The sequence below is a fragment of the Propionicicella superfundia DSM 22317 genome (genome assembly GCF_000423465.1).
Lineage (GTDB): Bacteria > Actinomycetota > Actinomycetes > Propionibacteriales > Propionibacteriaceae > Propionicicella > Propionicicella superfundia.
In genome coordinates, this window is record NZ_KE384022.1 from 291,597 (window position 1) to 318,166 (window position 26,570).

General features: G+C 69.3%; 21 protein-coding genes and 1 tRNA gene. 7 read left to right on the top strand and 15 right to left on the bottom strand.

What is annotated here, in order from left to right; translation table 11 throughout:
* Window positions 1–55: 55 nt before the first annotated feature.
* On the bottom strand, window positions 56–1,024 hold the full coding sequence (locus G555_RS0114935; protein WP_028709490.1) for an L-lactate dehydrogenase: 969 nt from the start codon (window positions 1,022–1,024) through the stop codon (window positions 56–58).
* Between the two features lie 135 nt (window positions 1,025–1,159).
* On the opposite strand from G555_RS0114935, the gene fumC reads away from it, so the two are divergent.
* Window positions 1,160–2,563, top strand: coding sequence for a class II fumarate hydratase (fumC, locus tag G555_RS0114940; RefSeq protein ID WP_028709491.1), 1,404 nt, complete (start codon window positions 1,160–1,162; stop codon window positions 2,561–2,563).
* A 181-nt stretch (window positions 2,564–2,744) separates the two neighbouring features.
* Window positions 2,745–4,001 (top strand): serine hydrolase domain-containing protein, encoded by a 1,257-nt coding sequence (locus tag G555_RS0114945; protein WP_028709492.1) that lies wholly within the window; start codon window positions 2,745–2,747, stop codon window positions 3,999–4,001.
* Between the two features lie 169 nt (window positions 4,002–4,170).
* On the opposite strand, the gene G555_RS20370 is transcribed toward G555_RS0114945, so the two are convergent.
* The 4 genes from G555_RS20370 to G555_RS21485 all read right to left on the bottom strand — a co-directional run bounded on the left by G555_RS20370 (window position 4,171) and on the right by G555_RS21485 (window position 8,028).
* Complete coding sequence (locus G555_RS20370) at window positions 4,171–4,698, bottom strand: methylated-DNA--[protein]-cysteine S-methyltransferase (protein WP_051209353.1); 528 nt, start codon at window positions 4,696–4,698, stop codon at window positions 4,171–4,173.
* Window positions 4,695–6,233, bottom strand: a complete 1,539-nt coding sequence (locus G555_RS0114955) for an Ada metal-binding domain-containing protein (RefSeq protein ID WP_028709493.1) — start codon at window positions 6,231–6,233, stop codon at window positions 4,695–4,697. Before G555_RS0114955 ends, G555_RS20370 begins: the two co-directional genes overlap by 4 nt.
* 85 nt (window positions 6,234–6,318) lie before the next feature.
* A complete protein-coding gene (locus G555_RS0114960) occupies window positions 6,319–6,969 on the bottom strand; it encodes a TM7S3/TM198-like domain-containing protein (protein ID WP_028709494.1) in 651 nt (216 codons plus the stop codon).
* Between the two features lie 96 nt (window positions 6,970–7,065).
* Entirely contained in the window at window positions 7,066–8,028 is a 963-nt protein-coding gene (locus G555_RS21485) for a sugar-binding transcriptional regulator (RefSeq protein ID WP_051209355.1), read from the bottom strand.
* Between the two features lie 548 nt (window positions 8,029–8,576).
* Here G555_RS21485 and G555_RS22415 point away from each other — a divergent pair.
* Window positions 8,577–9,956 carry a choice-of-anchor L domain-containing protein gene (locus tag G555_RS22415; protein WP_156887584.1) on the top strand — a complete coding sequence of 460 codons (1,380 nt, stop codon included), beginning with the start codon at window positions 8,577–8,579 and terminating at the stop codon, window positions 9,954–9,956.
* A 445-nt stretch (window positions 9,957–10,401) separates the two neighbouring features.
* Here G555_RS22415 and G555_RS0114975 read toward each other — a convergent pair whose 3' ends face one another.
* The 4 genes from G555_RS0114975 to G555_RS0114990 all read right to left on the bottom strand — a co-directional run bounded on the left by G555_RS0114975 (window position 10,402) and on the right by G555_RS0114990 (window position 17,917).
* Window positions 10,402–11,718 carry a RuBisCO large subunit C-terminal-like domain-containing protein gene (locus tag G555_RS0114975; protein WP_028709495.1) on the bottom strand — a complete coding sequence of 439 codons (1,317 nt, stop codon included), beginning with the start codon at window positions 11,716–11,718 and terminating at the stop codon, window positions 10,402–10,404.
* Window positions 11,719–12,381: 663 nt separating this feature from the next.
* Window positions 12,382–13,062, bottom strand: a complete 681-nt coding sequence (locus tag G555_RS21495; protein ID WP_051209360.1) for a class F sortase — start codon at window positions 13,060–13,062, stop codon at window positions 12,382–12,384.
* A gap of 131 nt (window positions 13,063–13,193) precedes the next feature.
* Window positions 13,194–16,871 (bottom strand): DUF7507 domain-containing protein, encoded by a 3,678-nt coding sequence (locus tag G555_RS0114985; RefSeq protein WP_169337934.1) that lies wholly within the window; start codon window positions 16,869–16,871, stop codon window positions 13,194–13,196.
* A 970-nt stretch (window positions 16,872–17,841) separates the two neighbouring features.
* Window positions 17,842–17,917, bottom strand: a tRNA-Ala gene (locus G555_RS0114990).
* 111 nt (window positions 17,918–18,028) lie between these two features.
* Between G555_RS0114990 and G555_RS0114995 the strand changes: the two genes are divergently transcribed.
* The 4 genes from G555_RS0114995 (at window position 18,029) to G555_RS0115010 (ending at window position 21,771) form a co-directional block, all read left to right on the top strand.
* Window positions 18,029–19,327, top strand: coding sequence for an integrase catalytic domain-containing protein (locus G555_RS0114995; protein ID WP_211223276.1), 1,299 nt, complete (start codon window positions 18,029–18,031; stop codon window positions 19,325–19,327).
* 31 nt (window positions 19,328–19,358) lie between these two features.
* Window positions 19,359–20,891 (top strand): amidase family protein, encoded by a 1,533-nt coding sequence (locus tag G555_RS20390; protein WP_051209362.1) that lies wholly within the window; start codon window positions 19,359–19,361, stop codon window positions 20,889–20,891.
* Between the two features lie 69 nt (window positions 20,892–20,960).
* Complete coding sequence (locus G555_RS0115005) at window positions 20,961–21,374, top strand: MerR family transcriptional regulator (protein WP_028709498.1); 414 nt, start codon at window positions 20,961–20,963, stop codon at window positions 21,372–21,374.
* Complete coding sequence (locus G555_RS0115010; protein WP_028709499.1) at window positions 21,367–21,771, top strand: carboxymuconolactone decarboxylase family protein; 405 nt, start codon at window positions 21,367–21,369, stop codon at window positions 21,769–21,771. Before G555_RS0115005 ends, G555_RS0115010 begins: the two co-directional genes overlap by 8 nt.
* A 12-nt stretch (window positions 21,772–21,783) precedes the next feature.
* On the opposite strand, the gene G555_RS0115015 is transcribed toward G555_RS0115010, so the two are convergent.
* The 6 genes from G555_RS0115015 to rpmA all read right to left on the bottom strand — a co-directional run bounded on the left by G555_RS0115015 (window position 21,784) and on the right by rpmA (window position 26,566).
* Window positions 21,784–22,389: a histidine phosphatase family protein gene (locus tag G555_RS0115015; protein ID WP_028709500.1), complete on the bottom strand. Its 606-nt coding sequence runs from the start codon at window positions 22,387–22,389 to the stop codon at window positions 21,784–21,786.
* Window positions 22,386–22,763, bottom strand: coding sequence for a ribosome silencing factor (gene rsfS / locus G555_RS0115020; RefSeq protein ID WP_028709501.1), 378 nt, complete (start codon window positions 22,761–22,763; stop codon window positions 22,386–22,388). Before rsfS ends, G555_RS0115015 begins: the two co-directional genes overlap by 4 nt.
* A complete protein-coding gene (nadD, locus tag G555_RS0115025) occupies window positions 22,760–23,416 on the bottom strand; it encodes a nicotinate-nucleotide adenylyltransferase (protein WP_028709502.1) in 657 nt (218 codons plus the stop codon). Before nadD ends, rsfS begins: the two co-directional genes overlap by 4 nt.
* 109 nt (window positions 23,417–23,525) lie before the next feature.
* Entirely contained in the window at window positions 23,526–24,722 is a 1,197-nt protein-coding gene (proB, locus tag G555_RS20395) for a glutamate 5-kinase (RefSeq protein WP_051209364.1), read from the bottom strand.
* On the bottom strand, window positions 24,715–26,217 hold the full coding sequence (obgE, locus tag G555_RS0115040) for a GTPase ObgE (protein ID WP_028709503.1): 1,503 nt from the start codon (window positions 26,215–26,217) through the stop codon (window positions 24,715–24,717). The genes proB and obgE overlap by 8 nt, the downstream gene beginning before the upstream one ends.
* A 79-nt stretch (window positions 26,218–26,296) precedes the next feature.
* Entirely contained in the window at window positions 26,297–26,566 is a 270-nt protein-coding gene (gene rpmA, locus G555_RS0115045) for a 50S ribosomal protein L27 (RefSeq protein WP_028709504.1), read from the bottom strand.
* Window positions 26,567–26,570: the final 4 nt, after the last annotated feature.

The following is a 26,570-nucleotide window of genomic DNA, read 5'->3' on the forward strand; positions in this document are numbered from 1 at the left end:
GCGTGCCCGTCCACCCGCGACCCGTCCGACGGGGGCCAGGGGCGGCCGGGCGCGATCAGTGCCCGAGGCTCGTGAGCGACGCCTGCAACGCCTGCGCCGAGCGGCGCAGCATCGTGATCTCGGACGCCTCCATCGGGATGTCCAGAACCCGCTCGATCCCGCGCCCGGACACGACGCTCGGCACCGACAGCGCGATCCCCGAGATGCCGTGGTAGTCGTCCAGCACGCTCGACAGGGGCAGGATGGTCCGCTCGCGTCCGAGCAGCGCCTCCACGAGCCGGGCACCGGTGAGGCCGATCGCGTAGTTGGTCGCGCCCTTTCCCTCGATGATCCGGTACGCGGCGTGCATCGCCTCGTCACCGAGGGCGGCCAGAACCCGCTCGGTGAACACGGGCTCGCCCTCGTGGTCGCGCCACTCGCGGATCGGGATCGTGCCGATCGTCGCCGTGGACCACACGGGGAACTCGGTGTCGCCGTGCTCGCCCATGATCGTGGCGTGCACGTTGCTCTGCGCGATGCTGATCTTGTCGGCGATCATGCGGCGGAGCCGGGAGGTGTCCAGCATCGTTCCGGTGGAGAACACCTGGGACGTCGGCAGGCCGCTGATCTTCTGCGCGACGACGGTGAGGACGTCGCACGGGTTCGTCACGAGGACGTAGATGGCGTTGGGGGCCTGCTCCAGGAGCTTGGGAAGCAGGTTCGACAGGATGTTGACGTTGGTCGCCGCGAGCTCCAGGCGGGTCTGGCCCGGCCTCTGCTTCGCGCCCGCGGTGATGATGACGACCGAGGAGTTCTTCACGATCTCGATATCGGAACTGCCCGCGACCAGGTGCGACGGGGTGTACTGGGTGCCGTGGGAGAGATCGGCCGCCTCGGCGGAGACCTTGCTCTCGTCGATGTCGTACAGGACGACTTCGTGGGCCGAGCCGCGGATCAGCGCCGCATAGGCGAGGGAGGAACCGACCGAACCGGCCCCGATCACGGCCAGTTTGGAATGACTGAGGTCAGGAAGTGAGTCTGTCACGACCACATCCTAGGGGGGCGTCCGGTCGTGTCCCCCGGCGCGTGGCGGACGGCCTCCAGGGGTGGTTCTGCCCGGTGCCGTCGTTCTTCGCGGCACGCCGCGTGATGAACGGCGGGGGTCGATAGGCTCGGCCATATGAGTACCCGCACCGAAACCGACAGCATGGGAGCCGTCGAGGTTCCCGCCGAACGCCATTGGGGCGCGCAGACCCAGCGCAGCATCCAGAACTTCCCGATCGGACGCGACACCTTCGTCTGGGGGCGGTCCATGATCCGCGCCCTCGGCATCCTGAAGAAGGGGGCGGCCCAGGCCAACGCCGAACTGGGCCAGCTCAAGCTGGAGCCCGCGCAGATCGACGCGATGATCCAGGCCGCGTCCGAGGTCGTCGAGGGAAAGCTCGATGAGGACTTCCCGCTCGTCGTGTTCCAGACCGGGTCCGGCACCCAGTCCAACATGAACTCCAACGAGGTGATCTCCAATCGCGCCATCGAGATCCTGGGCGGCGAGATGGGCACGAAGACGCCGATCCACCCCAACGACCACGTGAACCGCGGCCAGTCGAGCAACGACACGTTCCCGACCGCCATGCACATCGCGATCGTCCTCGACCTGCACGAATACCTGTACGACCAGGTCACCAAGCTCCGCGGGACGCTCGCCGCCAAGGCGGCCGAGTTCGCCGACATCGTCAAGGTCGGCCGCACGCACCTGCAGGATGCGACGCCGATCACGCTCGGACAGGAGATCTCGGCCTGGGTGGCGCAGATCGACTTCGCGCTCGACGGCGTCCGGTATGCCGAACTCGGCCTGCAAGACCTTGCCATCGGCGGCACGGCCGTCGGCACCGGCCTCAACGCACACCCCGAGTTCGGAGCCCTCGCGGCGAAGAAGATCAGCGAGATCACCGGCCACGAGTTCCGCCAGGCGCCCAACCTGTTCGCGTCCCTGTCGGCGCACGATGCCCTCGTCGCCGTGTCGAGCTCGCTGCGGACGCTCGCGATGGCGCTCATGAAGATCGCCAACGACGTCCGCTGGCTGGCGTCCGGGCCCCGCAACGGCATCGGCGAGATCACCATTCCCGAGAACGAGCCGGGCTCGTCCATCATGCCGGGCAAGGTGAACCCGACCCAGTGCGAGGCGATGACGATGGTCGCGACGCGTGTGTTCGGCAACGACGCGACGGTCGGTTTCGCGGGCAGCCAGGGCAACTTCCAGCTCAACGTGTACAAGCCGGTCATGTCCCATGCGGTGCTGGAGAGCATCCGGCTCCTCGGCGACTCCTGCTCGGCGTTCAACGACCACTGCGCCGTCGGCATCGCGCCGAACCTGGACCGGATCAACGACAACCTGAGCCGCAATCTCATGCAGGTCACCGCGCTGAACAGGCATATCGGCTACGACAAGGCGGCCAAGATCGCCAAGCTGGCGCACAAGAACGGCACCTCGCTGAAGGAGGCGGCTCTCGAGCTCGGCTTCCTCACCGCCGAGGAGTTCGACCAGTGGGTCGTCCCGCTCGACATGACGCATCCGAGCGCCTGACCGCGCCTGGAGCCGACACGGCCCTCCCCGCCGCGGGGAGGGCCGTGTTCGCGTTCGGGCCGGTCGGGACCGTCGCCGTGGCGGGCCCTTCGCCCACGACGGGACGGGGCTGATCCGCCGGAACCATTGACGCTCGCTGACGGCTGCGAGTTGACTGGGTGGACCACGAAAGGATGGTCGAATGAGTACAGAGTTGTACACACAGGTCGATCCCGAAGAGGTCGGACTCTCCAGCGCCTACCTGGCGAACATCGATCGCCTCGAAGAGAAACACCTCACGGAGAACGCCTACCAGGGGGCCGTCGTCCTCGTCGCGCGGCATGGCAAGGTCTGCTACTTCAAGTCGTTCGGGAAGGCCGACGAGGGCGTCCCGATGCAGACCGACAGCGTCTTCCGCCTCGCCTCGATGTCGAAGGTCATCGCCGCCGTCGCCGTCATGCAGTTGTTCGAGCAGGGCCTCATCGCGCTGCACGAGCCGATCTCGGCGTACCTGCCGGAGTTCGCCAACCCGAAGGTCGCGGTCGTGAAGGACTGGGAGGTCACCCAGTTGGTCACGGCGAAGCGCGAGATCACGATCCACGACCTGCTCACGATGACGGCGGGCATGACGAACTCCTGGTGGTACCGGGTCTTCGAGCCGTCGATCTACGGTGTCGTCCCCAAGCTGTACGCCGATGGCGGGCTGATGGACGACCTCAACGCGCCTCCGATCACGCTGGAGGAGAACGTCAAGATCCTCGCCGAGATGCCGCTCATCGCCCATCCCGGTGAGATGTTCGACTACTCCAACAACTCCGTCGAGGTGCTGTGCAGACTGGTCGAGGTCGTGTCGGGACTCGACTTCAACACGTACCTCAATCAGCGGATCTTCGCGCCGCTCAAGATGAACGAGACCTGGTTCTTCCCGCCCGAGGATCAGCTTCACCGCGTCGCCGCCGTCTACTGGGCCGGCCGTGACGAGAAGCAGACCGAGCCCGGTCAGCTCGGCCTCGGCAACCTCGGCCCGCAGTACACGTTCAGCCCGCACAAGACCTACTTCAGCGGCGCCGGCGGCCTGCACGGGACGACGCTGGACTACTTCCGATTCGCGCAGATGCTGCTGAACATGGGCGAGCTCGATGGCGTCCGCGTGCTCAGTCCCGCGTCGGTGAAGCTGATGACGACGAACCAGATCGGCGACCTCGTCAACTGGCAGCTCACACAGAACAAGTGGGGCTACATGGTCGACATCCAGCAGGGCCCGAACGCCCCGTCCGGATCGATCCACTATCTGGGCGGCGCGGGCGCCTACAGTTGGCAGGGCTTCTTCAGCACCAAGTTCGTCAACAACCCCGCCCTCGACACCGTCATCCTGTCCATGAGCACCCCCGGCTTCGACGGGGCGCTCCCCCACAACCTGCGCGTCATCGCCGCGGCGACCGCCGCCGTGACGGACTGACGAGCACTCCCTTCGCCGGGTGGCACCCGCCTCCGGCAACCACGTGGCCGACGGCTGTCTCCGTCGGCCACGTGGCGCGTCCGGCGACGGCTACTCGCACGTGAGCCTCTGGGCACGCCGTCCGGACCCGGGCACCCGGCCGACGGACGCGTCCTGCCCGGTCGACGCATCAGCCCCGGAACCGCGCCTCGTGCGCCTGAAGGGCACGCTTGACGTCGAGACCGTAGAAGAAGCCGCCGAGGCCGCCGTCGCGACGCACGATGCGGTGGCAGGGCACGACGAGTGCGACGAGGTTGCGGGCGCAGGCGCTCGCTGCGGCACGGACGGCGGCCGGACGTCCCGCTGCAGCGGCCAGGTCCGAGTACGTCACCGGGCGCCCGGGGGCCACCTGGCGCATCGCCGCCCAGGCGGCCTGGAAGAACTCACCGCCCGGCTGGTCGACGGTCAGAGATCCCAAGGCGTCCAGGTCGCCGTCCCCGTACCGCGCCACGGCGTCGCGCAGCGCCGCCGGACCGCGTCCGGTCCGGATGCCGCGGGACGCGTGCTCCGCCGGCAGACGCACGAGGTTGTCCTGCGGATCGAGCCAACCGAAGAGCCGGACGACGCCGTCCTCCGGCGTGACGGCGGCATGGGCCCGTCCGCCGGGCGTGGGCAGCGTCACGAGTGTCAGAGGGGTCGGAGTCCGTGTCGTTGTCATGCGTAAACCTCCTGGGTCCACAGGTGTTGCAGGGCGTAGGAGCGCCACGGGCGCCACGGCTGGGAGAGCCGTTCGGCGTCGGCCGGGCGCAGTCGTCGGGTCTCGACTCCGAACGCCGCCGCGAGCGCACGACGAGCGACGAGGTCACCGGCCATGAACGCGTCGGGGTCGTGCAGCGCGCGCACCGCGATGTAGTCGGCCGTCCACGGGCCGATCCCCGGCAGCGCCAGCAGTGCGTGCCGAGCGGAGGCAGCATCCGTGCCGGGTGCGAGCGTCAGGCCACCGGCAAGCGCCTCGGCGAGAGCATGGACGGCGTGCGCCCGCGCCTGCGTGAGGTTCGCCGCGTCGCGGATCCGCTGCGGACCCGCCTCGGCGAGCGTCTCCGGCCGGGGGAACACGACCCGCTCCACCCCACCGGCGGCGGCCGCCGATCCCAGCGAACGACCGAGGGCCATGGCCAACCGCCCCTGAAGCGTGCGCGCGACCCGCACCGAGACCTGCTGGCCGAGGACTGCGCACACGGCCAACTCGGCGCCGTCCACAGCGCCCGGCACCCGCAGGCCCGGCCGCGCCGCGACGAGCGGCCCGAGGACCCCGTCGACGGCGAGATGCGCCGTCACCTGCTCGGGATCGGCGTCGAGATCGAGCCACCGGCGCAGGGCGACCACGACGGGCATGAGATCCGGCAATCGGGACACCTGCAGCCGCACCGGCAGTGAGGGGTGCGCCGCTCCGGACGCCCTCTCCCCCGCACCGGACAGGTCCAGCCGCGCGACCGCCGGCCCGCCGGGCGCATCCAGGATCCGCTCGTGGACGGGCCCCTCGACGTCCTCCACGCCGGGGATCGCGTGGGCCGCCAGCGTCGCCGCCAGCACCCCCAGCGCCAGAGGCGGCCGGTAGGCGAGGTGCAGCGTGAGCGTCGGCGCCTCGGCCGACGTCCGGCCGTCCGCCTCCTCCGGCCGCGGCCGGTTCGATGGCCGGGGAAACGTCCCCGGAGCCGCGCCGAACTCCTGCCGCATGACGTCGTTGAACTGCCGGATCGACCCGAACCCGGCCGCGAACGCGATGTCCGACAGCGGCAGAGATGTCTGTTCGATGAGGGTTCTGGCCGTGTGCGCCCGCCGCGTGCGGCCCAGTTGCTGCGGGCTCGCACCGACCTCCGTGACCAGGAGCCGGTGAAGCTGGCGAACGCTCACGGCCAGGCGCGCGGCCAGTTCGGCCACCGACCCGTCGTCGAGCGCGCCGTCGGCGATGAGCCGCACCGCGCGTGCCGTGAGGTCGGCTCGCGTGTCCCAGCCGCGCGAGCCGGGCAGGATGTCGGGGCGGCATCGGCGACATGCCCGAAACCCCGCCGCGACCGCCGCGGCGGCGGTCGGGAAGTAGCGGCAGTTCTCGGGACGCGGGGTGCGCGCCGGGCACGAGGGGCGGCAGTAGATGCCGGTCGTGACGACTCCCAGGTAGATCCGCCCGTCCCAGCGCGCGTCACGGCCGGCCACCGCGCGATGGGCCGCGCCGGGATCCAGCGGAAGTCTCATGTCCACCAGTCTGGGGCACCGTCGCGGGACGCACTAGCGGGAATCGGACGTCGCGGTGCTCGGGAGATTCCCGCCGCGGCGGACCTCAGGCGCGTGCCGGCTCCGAGTGCGACCACTGGCTGCGCGCCGACCGCCGCCGGCCTCGCGCGACGTACCTCGACTGCGCCGCAACGCCCAGCACCGCCACCGCCGCGCCCACACCCCACCACAGCAGAGGCGATCCGGTCGTGAGCTCTCCGGTGCCGGTCAGGATCTGACCGGTCGTGAGGTCGCCGGCGACAAGGCGGACGCCCCGCACGACGATGTCGGCGCCTGTGAGAGCGGTCAGCACGACGATGAGTACGGCGGGCAGGTCGGTCGCCAGCGCCAGCACGACGAGCAGCAGCCCCGCCCCGGCGCCGGCGGCGAACACGGCCCACGACTGCGTGACCCCCAGCAGCGCCATGGCCGACGTCGCGAGCGTGAACCCCATGGCACCCATGCCGAGCACGATGGCCACGCGGTAGAACGTGTAGGAGAGCGCCCCGAGAAGGATCGCGCCGACGACCCCCGCCACCCACCCGGCCGGGCCGGAGAGAAGATCCCCGCTCGTCAGGCTCTGCCCGACGGCGGCACCCGCCACGAATCCGACGAAACCACCGAGCAGACTGATGATGAGCCTCATCGTGGGGTACCCGCGGAAGGCGAGCAGCGCGCCGACCAGCACCGCAATCGCTCCGAGCGTGATCTCGTTCACGGTCCGCCTCCTGTGGCTCGAGTGCTCCGTGGCACCCATGATGCCGCGCGCGGCCAACCGCGGACCGCCCGCCACCGCCGGGGCCCTTCCGCTCCGCTACGCGAGAGCCAGCACCCCGCGGGCCAGCTCCTCGTCCACGACGAGGACGTCCGCGAGCCGACCGCGGAGCATCGCGCGGACCGTCTGCGCCTTGTGGGCGCCCGACGCGGCGACGATCTTGCGCGGGATGTCGCGGTATTGATCGAGCGAGATGCCGAGTGTCCGCTCGCTCAGCGACGTGCGGCATTCCTGCCCCGATTCGTCGAAGAAGCGCAGCACCATGTCGCCGTATGCTCCGGCGGCGCGCACCTCGGCCACCTCGGCCTCGGTGAGGAAGTGCGACCGGACGAGCCGCGAATCCGGCTCGGGGTACAGCGAGCCCACGCCGCTGACCGCAATGGTGATGCGGTCGTAGAGAGCGCTGACACGTGCCGTCTCCGGCTCGGCCAGCAGCACGTCCCGCCCGGCCCGGGACTCGGCGAGCCCGGCGTGATCGATCCTGTGACGTCGGCCGCCGAAGGCCATGGCCATCCGCTCCACGAGCGTCGCCGGGTTGAGCTCCGGCCCGCACGACGAGATCGACCCGTGCAAGGTGACGAACCCGGCAGGAACGCGACGGCAAGGGTTGAGGAAGCCGATGAGATGGGACATCGTGCCGCCCCAGGCGATTCCGAGGATGTCGTCGGGGGTCGTCAGGCGCTGCACGAGCCGTGCCGCCTCCAGCGCCACGGCGCGCGTGGTCGCCTCACGGTCGCCGGTGGCGGACGGGGCGACGAGGACGTCGGCAAGCCCGAAGGCCGCCTTCACGCTGTTCTCGAGATCCAGGCAGGCCGCGTACGGCTCGCTGATGGAGAACTGGACGAGTCCCTCGTTGCGGGCGCGGTTGATCAACCGGGACACGGTCGGCACCGAAATGCCCATCTCGTCAGCGATGTTCCGCTGGCTCGAGTGCTCGATGTAGTACAACTGCGCCGCCCTGATCGCGATGCACGTCGACTGGCTGTAGACCTCGCTATCCATCCCTCTCCCCGCTCGGAGACCCGGGCCCACGCGCCCCGGATCCGCCTCGTACCGGTGGACCGGGCGCGATCCGCCCAGTCGGGGTGCTGCTGGTCGGCCACGGTGTCGATCCGTCCCCCAGAATAGGTTTCGCCCGCCCCGGCCGCGCCGGGTTCTGGGGGTTTGCTCATCTGTGCCTCCGCGGAGCGGTCATTCGCACGACCGCGAAGCGAGCGTTTTTCACGGCCACGCCCGCCTCCTGCACGACACCGGAACGCCGCACCAGCTCCGTCATCGCTGGGATCTCCCCTTCCCTCTGGAACAGGGCACGACAAGATATTCCGGATCTCGCGCTCTAAATGGGTGCCTCCCGCAAACGACGGATTGCCGCAGACGCGGCGGACAGGACGCCGCCTATGGAGTCGGTGAATTCGTGGACTTCGGAGAAACCGGTCTCACCTGAGAACCACCCAATCGTTCTTGTAATGTCCGCACCAGGTTCATATCCCGCGGCGGGGGCCGCGGAGGGGAGATGGATGTCCACTCATCGATGCACGGTCGCAAAGCCGTTGAAGAGAATACTGGCGACCGTGGTCGTCATCGGCGTGGGGACATCGCCCATCGCGGTTGCCGACGAGACCGGACAGGAGTCCGTCTCGCCCAGCTCCGGGCCGACGACGAGCAGTACACCGTCGGTGACCAGCGCTCCGGATCCGACCGCCGGGCGCACCGTGACGGAGCCCGCCGCCCCTGTGAGGAGAGCGGCTAGGGCGGCAGCGGCCGCGACGGCGACGGATATCTCCGACCGCTCCGCCGCAGCGCTCGTCGATGCGCTGGCGGGGACGGGTATCACGGTCTCGAACGTCAGCTACACCGGCTCTCCCTACGCCGCCGGCACCTTCTCCGGTATCGACGTCGGTATCGATTCAGGGGTCGTCCTGACCACCGGGAGCGTGGAGACCGAGGGCGGCCGGTACAGCTCCGTCCTCGGGCCGAACGCGAGGTCGAACACATCCTCGCAGTGGGGCACGGGCGGAGACACCGCACTCGACGAGATCGTCGCACCGTCCAGCACTCACGACGCAGCCGTCCTGGAGTTCGACTTCGTCCCGACCGGCGACCAGGTCACGTTCTCCTACGTGTTCGGCTCGGAGGAGTACCCGGAGTACGTCGGCGGCTTCAACGACGTGTTCGCGTTCTGGGTCAACGGCGTGAACCACGCGACGTTCACCGATCAGGCAGGCCAGACCCAGCCGGTCTCCGTCAGCACGATCAACGCGGGCCGTAACGCCGATCTGTACATCGACAACGATGTCACGCACGCCACTCGCGACACCGAACTGGACGGGTTCACCACCGTGATGACCTTCGTGGCGCCAGTGCGGAAAGGCCAGACGAACCACGTCCGGCTCGCCATCGCCGACGCGGGCGACACCCTCTACGACTCCGCCGTCCTGCTGGGCGCCGGCACGTTCGCGGCGAACACGATCCCCGTCGCCCAGGACGTCTCCGGCGTGGGCGTCCGGGCCGGCGGACGTGCCGACATCCCGCTGCGCGGCTCCGACGCCGACGGCGACGCGATCACCTATCGCCTGGCCCAGGCACCCGATCCGAGCACGGGCACGGTCACCGTCGATCCGGATTCGGGTGCGGCGGTCTTCACGGCGGCTCCTGGATTCGCGGGCACGGCCACCTTCACCTACATCGTCAGCGACGGTCTCGCCGACTCCGCTCCCGCGACAGTGACCGTCGAGGTGGCCCGGACCCCGTCGCCGCGTGCAGCCACGGCGTCCCCCTCCACGGCGTCCCCCACCACGGTCTCCCCGACCACCGACTCCCTGGCCGCGACGGGCACGGGCTCAGCCGCTCTCGGCGCGATCGGCGCAGGTCTCGCCCTCGCCGGAGCTGTCCTGGTCGCCGCGTCGCGCCGCTCCGGACGACGAGGATGAGACGGCCTGCGCCACCCGCGCGCCGGGAAGCACCTGGCGCGTAGGCCGCGCGGCGCGGGGGCGACAAGGCGTTCCGTCGTCCAGCCGCCCGGGCCTTCGGGCGAGAGTGACGCGGGTTCCGGGGTCACGGTCGTCCGTCACGCTGCGACCCGGAGACGTGCCGACGGGCCACGGGCTCGACGATGCCGTGAGAGTCATCCGCTGCTGCGAGGAGTAGCGGACCGGGCGAATCATGGGGCAGGCCGCGAGGCCCGTGCCGTTCGTCCTGGCGCATCCGCTCGCCGTCCCGGTCGTATCTTTTCCATGGGCGCGGCGATGAGCCGGTACGGACGGACCCACCCTCCCTCCCGGCAGGCCATGAGATCTGCCCCTGGACAAACGCGGGCCGGGCCCAGCGCGCCCGTAGCGCTGGACCCGGCCTCCGTGGGTGCGTTGTCAGTAAACGTCAGTTGCGGAGGTCGTACACGCCTTCCTTCTTCACGTTCGGCAGGCCCCACGCGTCGACGGCCGCCTGCAGTTCGGGGTAGCCGCTGATGTCGCCGTAGAGGCTGCCGCCACCGAGGACGATGTCGAAGGCCTGGCGGAACGCCTTCGCTCCCGCGGCCGGGCCCATCGGGTGACCGTGGATCGCGCCACCGGCCGCGACCATGACGTCGATGCCGAAGGTCTGGATGAGCTCCTGCACGTGGCCCTGCGTGGTGCCGCCGCCCGGCATCGGCATCATCGGCTTGATGTGGCCCCACGGGGCGAGCATCTGCAGACCGCCCTGCATGAAGACGTCCGACATGACGGGGAACTTGCCGAACGGCGTGAGGGCGATCATCATGTCGAGCCCGCAGAGCCGCGGGATCTTCGCGCCGACGAGCGACATGCTGAGGCCGGACCACGGCGACTCGTAGGCCGCACCGGTGAAGTCGGAGTGGCCCAGGATCGGCACGTTGATGTCGGGATCCTCGGTGACGATACGGGTGGCGTCGAAGCCGAGCGGGAAGTAGTTGAGCATGAGGGCTTCGGCGCCCGCCTCGATGGCCCGCAGGGCGTTCTCACGGATCCGGTCGGGGCGATCGGTGATGTTGTAGACGAACAGGGTCTTCTCACCCTTCTCGTCGTCGGCCCGCTTCACAGCCTCCTGGACCGCCTTGATCCGGTCGATGAGCGGGCAGAAGTCGGGGTTGCCGACCAGTTCGTCGTCCTTGATGATGTCGACGCCGCCGCGGGCTGCCTCGTAGGCGAGCTTCGCCGTCTCCTGCGGGTCGAGGCCGATGCACGGCTTGATCATGTTGTTGAGCAGCGGCCGGTCGTGGACGTTGAGCAGGTCGCGGAGGCCGGGGACGCCGAACTTGGGGCCCTTGAACTGCTTGGTGAAGGACTCGGGGAACTCCAGGTCGAGCAGCTTCAGCTTGCCGGACGACGCGATGTTGCCGATGACGGTCGACAGCATCATCGTGATCTGCGGCCCGAAGTTCTTCCACGGGTAGGCGATGCGGATGATGAAGTGCCGCTCATCGATGTCGGAGGGCACGAAGGCCTGGTAGGCCGGGGCCTCGTAGACGCCGATCACACGGCCGATGGCCCGCTCGCGGACCTCGGGGGTCTCACCGGGAACGGTCAGCCAGGTGCCGGTGGTCTGCTCGACCGCGAGCGCGGCGCCGAACTTCACCATGTTGGTGCCGGGCCTGCCCGCCGCGTAGTACGTGGCGATGATGAACCGCTCGGGATCGAGCGTCTCGGGAAGAGGGGTGGTAATCGGATCGACGAACATGAAGACCGCCTCACTGAGGTCGAAGTGTCAGGAACGATCTCAGGATAGGAATTCGCACGAACCCGAAGAAATATGGAAAGTTCTTTCAATAGCCGTTCTCCTATGGAAAATAGTTTCAATAGGGCATCGGCCTATCAAAAGTATTTTCAATAGCGCATTCGTGCAGGGCTGGGCGCGGCCGGCGGTCGGGCTCCCAGCCGAGCCGACGCGCAGACACGGCAGGCGCGCACAGACACGGCAGGCGCGCGCCCGGACAGTGGCCGCGGGAGACGAATCCGTTCACCCGCGCGTCGGGAAAACCGGGTACGGACGTCACCGTCGCGCCGACGGCGCCTGCGCCCCGCCCGGCGAGACGGCCCGGATGCGTGGATCCCTTCCAGGAAAGGCCGATGTCCAGTGAATTGCTGACAGCCGCATCCTGGCTTCCGCGCCCTCGACAGGCATGGATCGCGGTATCGTCCTATTCGGGTTCCATCCTCTGATGTCGACATCATCCCCCCGATGCCGACCCCGGAGTGGCTCCCGTGCCGTTCCCCCCGGACGGCACGGGAGCCTTACCCCCGGCCGCCGCGGACACCCGACTCAGATCTCTGCTCTGTCCACGCAGGAGCACCTGCGTGAGGAACCGACGCACAATCGATGGCCCCGCCCCGGAGGCCGGCGTCATGTCGGCCACTCGGTCGGTGTGAGTTCCACGATGACGTTGTCGCGGTAGCGGCCGTCGATCACCGGTCCGCCGCAGGTCACGATCACGGCGCGAAGCGGACCGCTGTCGGTGAAGATGTCCTGCGGGAGTTCCGCCTTGGTCGTCAAGCGCACCGCTTCGACCTTCCAGGCGGTGAGCGTGCCGTCGCCGCAGGTCATGAACACCGCCGCGTTGGGCCCGATGTCGCTCAGCGGCCACAGGGCGCCGTAGACGCCCTTGGAGGAGACGTGCCCTGCGACGAGCACCGTGCCCGCGCCGGCGCACACGTCCGCGCCCTCGTCGTAGACGGTGACCCGGCTCGGATCCGCGGGAATGGTCAGCTCCCTCCCGGTGCCGCTGCCGATCACCGCGCCCGGCGTCAACGGCGCCTCCACCCCCAGGGACGGGATCAGCAGTCGACCCGCTCCGAGCTCGGCGGGGCGCGATGTCGTCCCGTCCGGGTCGCTGGTTCCGACGACCGGTCCGGGGTCGGCGGTGAACGGCACGGGCACGGGGGCGTCCTGCGACTCCGGCACGAAGGCCCGGAACGTCAGCCACCCACCGGCCGCGACCAGCACGACGATGATTGCGCCGATGGCGGCGTCGATCAGGCGGCGGCGCCTGCGGCTGCCGCCTCCCGTCCGTGCGGATGCTGTCACGGGGGCCTTTCGATAGTCGTCGAGTGGAGGATCCTGCCTGTCTTCTCTCCGGAACCGCCACGGCAGCGGCACCGCGATGATCGCGATGCCGCTGCCTGGCGTGGCCTCAGCGAGAGGCCGGGTTCAGCCGATCAGTCGTCCGTCGGCGTGGTCCCACCCGGGCTCTGGCTCACCGCCGTACGCATCCCCCATCGCCGGTAGCCGATTCCGCCGGCGGCGAGGAGAAGTGCGATCCCGAGGCCACCGACCCACCACGGAATCGTGGTTCCGGGGATGCCGGTGTCGATCCCGATGCTCGGAGGCGCCGGGTTCTGCGGCTCCGGGGAGGTCCCCGGGGTGCTCGGAGGCTCCGTGCCCGGTGTGCTCGGAGGCACCGGGTCGGTCGTCACGGTCTCGTCATCGGTATCGGTCACCGGCTCACCCGACGGCGGATTCCCCGTCACCGTGGCCGTGTTCAACACCTCACCAGCCGTCACATCAGCATCGGTGATCGTATAGGTCGCCGTCGCCGACACAGACTGCCCCGGCTCCAACACACCATCAGCCCCCGGCCACGACCCATAGGTCAACGCCGACAACCCCGGCAACGGATCCGTGATCGACACACCCGTCAACGTCACATTCCCGGTATTCGTCGCCGTGAACGTATACGTCACCACATCACCAGCAACCAGACCCGACGTCCGATCCGCCGCCTTCACCAAGGAAATCCCCGGCACCGGATCCGGACCCGGATCCGTCGTCGTCACGGTCTCGTCATCGGTATCGGTCACCGGCTCACCCGACGGCGGATTCCCCGTCACCGTGGCCGTGTTCAACACCTCACCAGCCGTCACATCAGCATCGGTGATCGTATAGGTCGCCGTCGCCGACACAGACTGCCCCGGCTCCAACACACCATCAGCCCCCGGCCACGACCCATAGGTCAACGCCGACAACCCCGGCAACGGATCCGTGATCGACACACCCGTCAACGTCACATTCCCGGTATTCGTCGCCGTGAACGTATACGTCACCACATCACCAGCAACCAGACCCGACGTCCGATCCGCCGCCTTCACCAAGGAAATCCCCGGCACCGGATCCTCCGGTGCAGGCTCTGCTGTCGCGGAGGTCGTCGTGACCAGCCGGGTCCCCTCGGCGCGCGCCACGGCGCTGTTCGCCAGGAGATCTCCCTGCTGCAGGCCGTCCGGCGTGTAGTGGATGATCGCGGCGAGCGTGCCGCCGGCGGGCACCGGGCCGATCACGCGGATCGCGGTGGCGTCCGCCGTGAAGGTCGTGGTCCAGCCGACGGTGTTCCCGGTGGTCGTGCCGGCCGCGCCGTTCGACGGGTCGGCCGGGTCGAGATTGATCGATCCCGGGGACGCCGTCGTGTAGTACACGGTGGATCCGGACGCGTTCACGCTGGTGAGCGCGTAGTCCGCGCCCGCGGACAGGGTGGTTCCCCGACCGTCGCCGTTGTAGGGCAGCAGGTCGATGACGTCGACATAGTTCTGGTCCGCCGGGAAGTCGGAGTCAACCGTCAAGGACCAGGACGCCGGCTCGCCATTGACGAGCTCATCCGGACTGGACGTCTTCGTGACGCTCGTCAACCCGCTGAGAACCGTGTACACCATCGCGGTCGCGGGATCGCTCGACACGTCGTTCACGGTTGCCACCGCGGTGTTGGTGAACGTCTCGTTCAGCGGAGCATCCGCGGGCACCTCGGCGGTGTAGCTCAGGGTCTGCGCCGAGTTCACGGGCACATCGTTGAGCGTCCACACGAGCTGCTGGCGACCGTCGCCCAAGGTCGTGATCGCCGGTTCGGACGGAGCAGAGCCCGCCTCGTAGGTGAAGCCCGCCGGCAGGATGTCCGTGAGCGTGTAGGCGGACACCGGCGTGCTGCCGCTGGAGGTCGCCTGGTAGGTCAGCGTGTAGTTCGCCTCGCCTCCCGGGACGACACCCGCACGGTCGACGGACTTCTCAATCTCCGGCTGGACGTCGGAGATGTAGAGAACGTCGCGGTGAACATCGGCGTAGGCATATCGAGCTCCGTCGAGAGCGGTGCCCGCGGCGGAGACGTCACTGGCGACGTTGGTCCGCGACCCCGCGCACCACCGGTTGTTCGTCGCCTCGGTCAGCAGCGGGAACGGCTGCTCCTTCGCGACACCGGTCGCGCACGGAACCCCGAAGAAGAAGTACGAGGGGCTCGGCACACCGGTCGGGTTCGTGCTTCCCCGCCCGAGGTAGGCGCTGACCGCCCAGACGTCCTGGCCGGACGGAGCGTCGTCCTTGATCCGCTGGTCGACCTCAAGCATCAAGAGGTCGTCCTGGTACGGGTTATTCGTCGTGGTGTTGTTCGTGGGAGTCATGTTGAACGTGACCCGCACCGCGCCGATCGTCGACAGGTCGGCAGGCTTCGTGGCCGTCCAGCCCGCCGTCCCCGCGCAGGTGAACGAGTTCGGGTCTGCGACGCTGCCGATGTAGTAGCGAGTCACCGCGCCGCTGGGCGTGAACACGGTGCCCTCACGCGTCATGCGGTGATCGACGTAGGTCGCGTAGGCGGTGTCGATCACCTGGCAGTAGCCCGTATCGCTCCAGTTCCTGGTCTGAGCCGGAAGCTGCCGGTCGAAGTCCCAGCCCACGATGGAGCGGACCTGCTGGCCCGGGGAGACCGTGTACTCGCCCGTCCACGCACCCGCCGTCGACGTGAGCCACTGGCCGTACGCCATTCCTCGTTGCCACATCGTGGTGGAGCTGTTGTTCGTCGGGTCGTCGAACGCCGTCGCGCCGCTCGCTGCGACGTAGGTGGGGGCGTCTGCCTTCAACTGCACCTGGTTTCCGGCCGCCGTGGTCGCGAGCCGGAGCCGGATCTCGCCCGCGGCGATCGCCGCGTAGCCGGAGGGAATCGCTGCACCGGTCGAGTCAAGGGTGACACCAGAGGTGTAGTCGAGCCCGGTGAGTGTGAGCTGGTACTGCCCGCCACCGAGGGAGGTCAGGGTGCAGCCTGGGAAGTCGGTGGTCTGATCTGCCGGGGTCGAGCCGGAGCCGGACCACGGGTGTCCGCTGACCGCGCCACCGCTGTCGAAGGCCACGCACGAGGTCGCGGTGATGCTCGCGTCAAGGCTGTTCGTGGCGTCCAGCGTGTACGTCACGCTGGAGGGGCCCGTCGCCCCGCCGATCAGATGGCGCACGCTCCACTGGAAGCGGACATCGTTGTAGCTGCTTCCCGCAACGACAGTGCCATTGTTCTGGTCGAGCACGAAGTCCATGCCGAAGCCCTGCGTGACCGAGCGCGTCAGCTCCTTGGTCAGGCCGTTGTAGCTGGCCGTGAGCTTCAGGTTGTCGGTCCCGATCGGCGTGGTCGCCTCGACCGGCGTGACCACGGAGATCGCGCTGCCCTGAGCCAGGTCACCGAGGTTGCAGGTGAGCGTGGTGCCGTCGCTGGAGATCGCCGACGCCGGGGTCACATCGGTCCGGCACACGTCCGGGACAGAGGTGAAGACACCGTTCTCGACGGTGAACGTCGCGGTGACGTCCTCGACCGTCCCGTTGCCGGGTGTGGCCGAGTCGTCGTTGATGTTCAGATACCACTCGGCGAGAGCGATGTCCCCCACCGCCACCGACTCCGCGGTTCCCGAGACCCAGTCGCCCTCGAGTTCGTAGACCGGCGCGGCCGCCACCGGCTGGACGGACAGGAGCCCGAGCACCAGCCCGAGCGTCACGACCGCCGAGGTGATGCCCATGGCCTTGCGCTTCGTCGTCGCGCGTCGCGGAGCCGTCAGCCTTGCCGCGAAGCGACCGACCGCCCCGCGAACACCGCTCAGCATGCTCCCCGCCACCCGCCTGGGCGCCTCTGCTGCCTCCGGAGTGCCTCGTGTCGGCACCACCGCGTCACGAACACTCCGCCACCAACGGCGGATACCCCCGGCTGGGCCGGGCCTAGCCCGCGATGCCCCGGACTTCTCCTCGCTGAACATGGACGCACCTTCCTGATCCCGGATATCTCGCGCGGCGGCATCGGAAAGACTCTCGCCCCCATGCCCACGCGATCCCTTCTGCGTCGCGACACGCGACCCAATCGCCGTCATGCTCGCAGTGCCCATGAATCCCGCACAAACCACACATCAACGGCGATCAACGGGGTGCGGTCGGGCTTGACCAGAATCAAGAGGTATGTCCGATGGGCGAAACTACCTGACCGCCCATGACAATTACTTTCACCGCAAAACGAAGCCCGAAGAACCGGTCTCCACAGGGATCAGAGCCGGAGCTCCGCTCTTGCCACTGGCCGGCGGCCAGTTACCGTGGCGGATACCTTTCACCCGCTGGCGCCACCGGGGACACCGTCGAAACCGTTCCGGCACGAACTCCTGCTACAACACCTCGGGTCGCTTCATATCGGGGCCCGGATCAGGCCGCGCCAATTCGAAAGCTCCGCCGGAGAGTCCGGTTTCTCGTCATCATCGACACGGAAGACAAACACGCCCAGGCCTGAGGTCTGCGCGGCGGAGTCTCGCACCGGCACATGGTTGCGAACCAAAATGGGGGAGGTCCAGAGTATCCAGACGACCGAAAATAGGGGAGGTTCGAAGCACCACAGCGAACCAAAACAGGGAGGCGATGCACGCAGTCGTCGCCAGACGCGATACAGGCCGAGCCCGGTCAGCCAGGCCCCGCCGTCGACACCGAGACGCGAAGAAGGGGCGGTCCAGATGGACCGCCCCTCTTCTGTGACAACCTCGTGGGCTTCGTGCCTGGGCCGCCTTTCGGCGGTCCAGGGTTCTACTAAGCCCTCCATGGTGGAGCTAACGGGATTCGAACCCGTGGCCTCTTCCATGCCATGGAAGCGCGCTACCAACTGCGCCATAGCCCCGAACGAACTTGATCGAGTTTAGCGGATCTTCGCGGGCAACGCGAAACGACGAGTTGACTCGTCGTGAATGCCCGCGTGGTTGGGGTCGTTGACTCATCTGAAGGTGCCCGCGTGGGTCAGGCTGCGTGGATGGGGTTGACGATGAGGCAGCGGAAGGCCGTGCTGGCCAGCCAGGTGAAGGCGTGGGGGAAGGCGACCAAGCAGGAGAAGTCGGTGATCCTGGATCATCTGGTCGCGGTCAATGGCTGGCATCGTGATCATGCCCGCAAGATGATGCGGGCTGCGGTCGCCGGTCAGGACGTGAACCGGCCCCGCAAGGCCCGCGTGCCGGTGTTCCGCTACGGCCCTGAGGTGATCGACGCGCTGGTGATGTGCTGGGCGGTGCTGGACGGGCCGTCCGGAAAGATCCTGCGGCCGGCGCTGCCGGCTCTGGTCGCGAGCCTGGTCGCCTGCGGCGAGCTGGACGCGTCGCCACAGGTCATCGACGGGCTGCTGGCGATGTCCGCGGCCACGATCGACCGCAGATTGCGGCCCTACCGGATCGGGCTGGTCGGCGACCTCAAGGGCAGATCGCTGACCCGGCCCGGGTCGCTGTTGAAGTCGTCGATTCCGTTGAAGACCTGGCACGAGTGGGACGACACCCTGCCCGGGTTCATCGAGATCGACCTGGTCGGCCACGACGGCGGCGACAACAACGGCGCGTTCCACTACAGCCTGGACGCCGTCGACGTGGCGACCGGCTGGACCGAGACCATCACCGTGAGGTCGAAAGGCGAACGCGTTGTCGCGACCGCGCTGGAACAACTCGTGCTGCGGTTCCCCTTCGCCGTCCTGGGCATCCACTCCGACAACGGCAGCGAGTTCATCAACCACCACCTGCTGCGCTGGTGCACCCTGCGCGAGATCACGTTCACCCGTGGCCGGCCGAACCACTCCAACGACCAGGCCCACATCGAGCAGAAGAACTGGACCCGCGTCCGCCGCAACGTCGGCTACTACCGCTACGACACCGCCCGGAAACTCGACCTGACCAACCAGCTGTGGCCGATCACCGCCGAGCTGACCAACCTGTTCACCCCGCAACAGAAACTCGTCTCCAAGACCCGCGTCGGCGCCAAGGTCACCAAGAGACACGACACCGCGACCACCCCGGCCGGCCGACTCCTCCGCGACCACCCCGACATCCTCGACAACGTCGACCGGCGACTCATCCAGGAACGTCTCGCGCAGGCCAACCCCGCCCAGCTTCGCCGCGACATCGACCTCATCCAACGCAACCTGCTCGAACTCGCCCGCCGCCGCGGCACCATCCTCAAAGCCGCCAAACGCAACCACGTCTACCTATCCAGAACCAAAATGACACGGGCAAAACAAGACGAGTCAACGACTCAACCCAAGCGGGCATCTTGACATGAGTCATCAGGAACGACCATCGCCCGCCGTGGCTGTCTTCGCCGACAGCGAAATCGTCCTTCACCTGGGCGTCGACCTGTCGGTGCGGACACCGTGCGGAGACGCCCGCGACCGGATCACGGTACGCGCCCCCGGGCCGGAGCATGATGGCTGCGATCATGGCCGGGTGCTGCGATCCGACGACCTGCTCGACCTGACCGCCACCGACCTGGCCGCGCGGCTGCGGTCCGGCGCCGTCCCCGTGGCCGAACTCACCGCGGCGGCGGTGCGCCGTATCGCTGCCAGGGACGTCCGGCTGGCGGCCTTCGCCGAGGTCCGCGACGAGGCCGCACGCGAAGCCGCCGCGCTCGACGCCCTCCCGGCCGAGGAGAAGGCATCCCTCCCCCTGTTCGGCGTTCCCGTGGCCGTCACGCAGGACATGGACGTGGCGGGCAGCGTCACGACCTTCGGCGGCCGGACCATGACGACCCCGGCCGCCGCCGACGCCGAGGTCGTGCGCCGGCTGCGCGCCGCCGGCGCCGTCATCGTCGGCAAGACGCACATGGCCGAGTTCGGACACGGGCCCCACACCGAAGGCCCCTGGGGGTGGACGTCCAACCCGCGCGACCTCGGCCGCAGCGCCGGCGGGTCGTCGGGCGGCTCGGCCGTCGCCGTCGCGAGCGGCCTGGTCCCGGTCGCGCTCGGAACGGACGCGGACGGCTCCATCCGCATCCCCGCCGCCTGGACCGGCGTGTACGGGCTCAAGCCCAGCCGCGGCCTGGTCTCCACGTCGCCGCACCGCACCATCTGGCACGCCCTCGGCCAGCACGGACCCCTGGCCCGATCGGTGGCCGACCTCCGTGCGGTGGTCGACGTCATCGCGGGCAACGTCGACACCGACGAATACCGGCTGGTCACGGAACCGGCGGAGTACGAGTCGGCCCGGCTGCGCGTCGGCTGGACGATCAGCGCGCCCGTCCCGGGGGTGACGGCCGATCATGCATCGGCGCTCACCGTGGCACGGGCGGCGCACGCGCTGCAGCGGGCGGGGCATCAGGTCACGGCGAAACCGTTCACCGCCCACGGAACGCCGCTGACCTCTCTCGTCCAGGCCGACGCGGGCATCCGCGACACCCTCCGGACGGTGGACCACCCCGACCGCGCCGAAACGCGCAACCGGCAGGCCGCGGCGATCGCCGACCGGACGCCTCGGGCCGTGCTCCGCCGGGCACTCGCCGAAACCGACCGGATCGCGTTCGCCTCCGCCCTCGCGTTCAAGCGGCTGGACGTCCTGCTGACGCCCGTCACACCCGCGCCGCCTGGCCCGGTCCGCCGACAGGCGCACGCGGGACTGGCCGCGACCCGGATCGGATCGACACGGACGATCGCATACACCTCGTACTGGAACATCGCCGGCAACCCGGCGCTCAGCGTCCCCGCCGGGACGGCGGACAGCGGACTGCCGCGAGCCGTCCAGATCGTCGGCGGCACCGGTCGCGACGACGTCGTCCTCGCCTGTGCCGAGGCGCTCGCGGAGATCTACGGCCCCGCGACCATCGCCTGGCCGCCGCACGGCCGGTGATTGCCGGACACGAGGTTGCCGGCGCGCAGGGTTTGACGTAGAGCGCGCTCCAACTTCTAGCCTGCTGGTGTGGCAGAGGACGAGGCAGGTCTCACGATCGCGCAGATGAGCGCGGCGACCGGGGTGACGGCGCACACGCTGCGCTACTACGAGCGCGCGGAACTGATCCGCCCGGTGGCCCGGGACTCCGGCGGCCGGCGCCGGTACTCGGCGGCAGACGTGGAGTGGGTGGCGTTCCTGCTGCGTCTTCGGGAGACGGGTATGCCGATCGCGCAGATGCGCGACTACGCGGTTCTCCGAGAGCAGGGTCCCGTCACGACGGAGCCCCGCTTGCGACTGCTGGAAGCACACCAGGCGGGCCTGCGCGAGCAGATCGCCCGCCTGCGCACCCATGAGCAGGCGCTGACGAAGAAGATCACGACCTACCGAGACGACCTCGCCGCACTCCGAGCACATCAACAGAACGGAATGGACGATGACTGAGACGACGGAGCGACAGCAGCGCTTCGAGCACGGCAGGAAGGTGCTCGATGCCATCGACGGGACGGCCGGAGCGAACGTCATCGACGCGCTCGGCGACATCTCCCCGGAACTCGGCCATCAGGTGGTCGCGTGGGGCTTCGGCGAGATCTACTCGCGGCCCGGCCTGGAGCCCCGCGATCGCCAGCTCGTGACGCTCGGGATGCTCACCGCACTCGGCGGCTGCGAGCCGCAGCTCGACGTGCACATCAACGCGGCTCTCAACGTCGGGCTCACCCCGCAGCAGATCATCGAGGCGTTCCTGCACTCCGCCGTCTACTGCGGGTTCCCCCGCGCCCTGAACGCCACGTTCACCGCGAAGAAGGTCTTCGCCGAGCGCGGACTGCTGCCGGTCGGATAGCCGCCGCGTCGTTCAGGCGGCGCTGCGGTTGTACGAGATCACGCGCCAGCGGTGACCGCGCTTGCGCATGACCGCCCAGTTCGCGTTGCCCATCACGGCCAGGCCGCCGAGGACGCTCCACTCCCAGCCGACGACGTGGGCCATGCCGACGCGCAGCCCGTTTCCGTGTCCGGCGATGACGATGCGGTGCCCTTCATGACGCGCGGCGATGTCCAGCAGGGCCTCGCCCACCCGCACCCCGACCTGCCCGAGCGTCTCGCCCTCGGGCGAGCGGGGGAAGTCGACGTGCTCGTCGACGAGCCGCTGATAGTCGGGGAACATGACCTTGACCTCGTCCATCGTGCGGCCGGCCCACGAGCCCACGTCGATCTCGCGGAGCCGCTCGTCCACCTCGACAGGCAGGCCGGTGCGCTGCGCGAGCGCCTCGGCCGTCCGCCGCGCCCTGCCGAGGTCGGAGCTGTAGATGATCTCAGGCTTGGCCTGGGCGAGCTTCACGGCAGCCGCCTTCGCCTGCAACTCCCCGAGCTCGTTCAGCGGGACGTCCGTCTGCCCCTGGAAGCGGGTCTCCCGGTTCCATTCCGTCTCGCCGTGGCGCCACAGGATCAACTCGGTGGTCACGGCCTCGATCCCATCGTCGCGGGAGGAAGTGCGATCTGCGGGGCGTCGCGCCACAGCCGCTCCAACGAGTACGTCTCGCGCTCCTCGGCGTGCATGACGTGCACCACGACATCGAGGTAGTCCAGCAGGACCCACCGGTTCTCACGGTCCCCCTCCCGCCGGGCGCGCTTGACGCCCTCGCGGAGCAGGCGTTCCTCGATCGCGTCCACGACGGCACCGACCTGCCGCTCGTTCGACGCGCTCACGACGAGGAAGACGTCGGTGATCGCAAGATGCTCCGACACGTCGAAGGCGACAGGATCCGCGGCGAGCTTGTCGCGGGCGGCATCGGCGGCGATGCGGGTGAGCTCCAGCGCGCGTGGGCTGGCTGTCATGAGGCGACTCCGGGTTCGCGGTACAGACCGCGCTTGGCGATGTACTGAACGATACCGTCGGGGACGAGGTACCAGATCGGGAGTCCGGCGGCGACGCGGGCGCGGCAGTCGGTCGACGAGATCGACAGCGCGGGCACCTCCAGCAGCGTCACCTTGTCGGCCGGCAGATGCGAGATGTCCGACTCGTGCAGGCGCACCCCGGGCCTCGACACCCCGACGAAATGGGCAAGGTCGAACAGCTCGTCCGCGCCGCGCCAGGTGAGAATCGCGCGCAACGCGTCGGCGCCGGTGATGAAGAGCAACTCCACGTCGGGACCGCGCTCGGCCTGCAGGTCACGCAACGTGTCGACGGTGTAGGTCTCCCCCGGTCGGTCGATGTCGACCCGGCTCACCGAGAATCGCGGATTGGACGCCGTCGCGATGACCGTCATCAGGTAGCGATCCTCGCCGGAGGACACCTTCTGGTTCTTCTTCTGCCACGGCACGCCGGTCGGGACGAACACGACCTCGTGGAGGTCGAAGCGGGCGGCGGCCTCGCTGGCCGCGACGAGGTGGCCGTGATGAATGGGGTCGAAGGTGCCGCCCATCACGCCCAGGCGATGAGGCGTGCGCTCGTCGGACGGCAGCGCGAGCCCGGTTGCAGTGGACTCCATCAGCTATGCGGGCGGCCCTGCCCGACGTGCATCACGACGCCGAGGGCTGTGGCCAGGATCAGGAAGACGATGACGCCCACGGCGACCGACCCCCAACTGACTGCTGCGATCATGCGCCGGAGTCTAGCCGAGACCGCCCCGCGGAAGGCTTCTTCGCGGGACGTTTGCGGAGCTTGCGCGTCATGAGGAAGTCGCGGTGGACGACCTCTCGCTCGTAGGCCGGCCCGCGCGTGGCGACGAGCTCGCGGGTGCTGAAGCCGATCATCGAATGCAGCTCGGCGGCGTCGTAGTTGACGATCCCCCGACCCACGAGGCGCCCGTCGAGAGCGACGAGCTTGATCGGGTCGCCGGCGGTGAACTCGCCGGCGACCTCGACGATCCCGGCGGGCAGCAGGGACGCGTGCCGCTCGGTGAGCGCCTTCACCGCTCCGTCGTCGAGGACGACCGTGCCCCGGGACTGCGACGCGAACGCGAGCCACAGCAACCGCTTCGGCCGCCGCTTGCCCGTGGGGTGGAACAGGGTGCCGACATGTCCCCCCTGGATCACCGCGGCGGCCTCCTCGGCGCAGCCGAGGACCACGGGGATCCCGGCCGCCGTGGCGATCCGGGCCGCCTCCAGCTTCGTGGTCATCCCGCCGGTGCCGACGGCCGCGCCGCGACGGGTCGTGTCGACGTCCAGGTCGTCCACGCTCTCGACCTCGGCGATCCTCTCCGCCCCCGGCCGGCTCGGCGCAGTCGTGTACAACGCGTCCACGTCGCTCAGCAGGAACAGGGCGTCGGCGGTGACGAGGTGGGCGACCAGGGCGGCGAGACGGTCGTTGTCGCCGAAGCGGATCTCGTGCGTCGCGACCGTGTCGTTCTCGTTGACGATCGGCAGCACGCCGATCTCCAGCAGCCGCGACAGGGTGCGGACGGCGTTGCGGTAGCTCGCCTGCCGCGTCACGTCGTCGACGGTCAGGAGCACCTGCCCGACCGTGATGCCGTGCGCGGCGAACGCATCTCCGTAGCGCCGCATGAGGAGTCCCTGCCCGACGGACGCCGCGGCCTGCTGGCTGGCGAGATCCTGCGGGCGGGTCTGCAGGCCGAGCGGGGGCAGCCCCGCCGCGACGGCCCCGGAGGTCACCAGCACGACCTCACGCCCGTCCTTCCGCGCGGCGGCAAGGGCGTCTGCGAGAGCAGTCAGGCGCGCACCGTCCAGCGCGCCTCCGTTCGCCGTCAGCGACGACGAGCCCACCTTCACGACGATCCGCCGCGCGCCGACGATCTCGGCCCGGACGAGCCGCGAGGTGAGCGATTCCTCAGGCATCGTCGTCCTCGGCGCCGTCGTCGTCCGACAGGCCCTCCAACGCCGCCCGGGTGATGTCCTCGGCGTGCTTCGCGGCATGGTAGGCCGCGTCGAGCTCGCGCCTCCGGGTCGCCGACGGGCGTTCGGTGGCCAGCCGCTGGTCCTCGCCGCGACGGCTGAGGATCTCCGCCCCGGACTCCACCTGCGGCGCGAAGTCGAACACAACGGCGTTCTCGCCGCCGATCGCGACGGCGTCCCCGGCACGCGCCCCCTGGGCGAGGAGTTCGTCCTCGATGCCGATGCGGGAGAGCCGGTCGGCGAGATAGCCGACGGCCTCGCCGTTCGCGAAGTCGGTCTGTGCCACCCAGCGCTCGGGCTTCTCGCCTCGGACCCGCCACAGGAAGCCGCCGTCGCCGTCGCCGATCCTGCGGATGGTGAACTCCGCCCCACCCGCGACCGGTTTCGGGGTGAGGACGATGCGCCGCGGGGCCGGCGCCGGAGCCGCGGCACGGCGCGCGGCGACCAGCTCCGCGAGCGCGAACGTGAGGGACTGAAGCCCCGTCGACGTCTTCGTGGAGATCTCGAACACCGGCAGGCCACGCGCCTCCAGCTCGGGCCGGGCCATCGCGGCGAGGTCGGCGGCGTCCGGCACGTCGACCTTGTTCAGCGCGACGAGCCGCGGCCGGTCCTCCAGGCCGCCGTGCTCGGCAAGTTCGGCCTCGATCACGTCGAGGTCGGTGATCGGGTCGCGACCCGGCTCGTAGGTGGCGCAGTCGATGACGTGGACGATCGCCTGACAGCGCTCGATGTGCCGCAGGAACTCGTGTCCGAGCCCACGCCCCTCGGACGCCCCCTCGATGAGCCCGGGGACGTCGGCGACGGTGAACGTCGTGTCCCCGGCGACGACGACGCCGAGGTTGGGCACGAGCGTCGTGAACGGGTAGTCGGCGATCTTCGGCCGTGCCCGCGAGATCGCCGCGATGAGGGACGACTTGCCGGCGCTCGGGAACCCGACCAGACCCACATCGGCCAGGACCTTCAGCTCGAGCCGGACGCCGCGCGCCTGTCCCTCTTCGCCCAGCAGCGCGAAACCGGGCGCCTTGCGCGCCGGCGAGGCGAGGGCCGCGTTGCCGAGGCCCCCGCGGCCACCGGCGGCGATGACGAACTCCGTGCCCGCCCCGACGAGATCGGCGAGTTCCTCGCCCGTCTCGACGTCCGACACGACGGTTCCATCCGGCACGGGCAGGACGATGTCGGACCCGTTCGCGCCGTTGGCGTGGCCGCCCCTGCCGGGCTGGCCGTTCTCGGCCCGCCGCTGCGACTGCCTGTGGTACTCGACCAGGGTCGTGAGATCGGGGTCGACGCGCAGGATCACCGATCCGCCGTCACCGCCGTTGCCGCCGTCGGGGCCGCCGAGCGGTTTGAACTTCTCGCGGTGCACCGAGGCGCAGCCGTGCCCGCCGTTGCCACCGGAGACCCGCAGGGTCACCTGGTCGACGAAGGAGGGAATCGCCATGAGCCGTCCGTTCGCGTCCGGAAACTCGTCAGGCGACCCCGTGAGGGGCCGCCTGCGACATGGAAAGCCTGACGACGCGTCAGGACGCGTCGGCGGTCTCGGAAACCTGCACCGACACGACGCGGCGTCCGCGTGCGGTCCCGAACTGCACGTTGCCGGCGCGCAGCGCGAACAACGTGTCGTCTCCGCCGCGTCCCACGCCGTCACCGGGATGGAAGTGGGTGCCGCGCTGCCGGACGATGATCTCGCCGGTGCTCACGTACTCGCCGCCGAACCGCTTGACGCCCAGCCGCTGGGCGTTGGAATCGCGCCCGTTGCGCGAAGAGGAAGCGCCCTTCTTGTGTGCCATCTCA

Bases quoted from the DNA above. Each gene is read 5' to 3' on its own strand.
- obgE (WP_028709503.1), bottom strand. From the start codon at position 26,217: ATGGCGATTCCCTCCTTCGTCGACCAGGTGACCCTGCGGGTCTCCGGT.
- nadD (WP_028709502.1), bottom strand. From the start codon at position 23,416: ATGGAGTCCACTGCAACCGGGCTCGCGCTGCCGTCCGACGAGCGCACG.
- G555_RS0114945 (WP_028709492.1), top strand. From the start codon at position 2,745: ATGAGTACAGAGTTGTACACACAGGTCGATCCCGAAGAGGTCGGACTC.
- G555_RS20370 (WP_051209353.1), bottom strand. From the start codon at position 4,698: ATGACAACGACACGGACTCCGACCCCTCTGACACTCGTGACGCTGCCC.
- rpmA (WP_028709504.1), bottom strand. From the start codon at position 26,566: ATGGCACACAAGAAGGGCGCTTCCTCTTCGCGCAACGGGCGCGATTCC.
- G555_RS0114985 (WP_169337934.1), bottom strand. From the start codon at position 16,871: ATGCTGAGCGGTGTTCGCGGGGCGGTCGGTCGCTTCGCGGCAAGGCTG.
- proB (WP_051209364.1), bottom strand. From the start codon at position 24,722: ATGCCTGAGGAATCGCTCACCTCGCGGCTCGTCCGGGCCGAGATCGTC.
- G555_RS21485 (WP_051209355.1), bottom strand. From the start codon at position 8,028: ATGGATAGCGAGGTCTACAGCCAGTCGACGTGCATCGCGATCAGGGCG.
- G555_RS0114975 (WP_028709495.1), bottom strand. From the start codon at position 11,718: ATGTTCGTCGATCCGATTACCACCCCTCTTCCCGAGACGCTCGATCCC.
- fumC (WP_028709491.1), top strand. From the start codon at position 1,160: ATGAGTACCCGCACCGAAACCGACAGCATGGGAGCCGTCGAGGTTCCC.
- G555_RS0115010 (WP_028709499.1), top strand. From the start codon at position 21,367: ATGACTGAGACGACGGAGCGACAGCAGCGCTTCGAGCACGGCAGGAAG.
- rsfS (WP_028709501.1), bottom strand. From the start codon at position 22,763: ATGACAGCCAGCCCACGCGCGCTGGAGCTCACCCGCATCGCCGCCGAT.
- G555_RS0114955 (WP_028709493.1), bottom strand. From the start codon at position 6,233: ATGAGACTTCCGCTGGATCCCGGCGCGGCCCATCGCGCGGTGGCCGGC.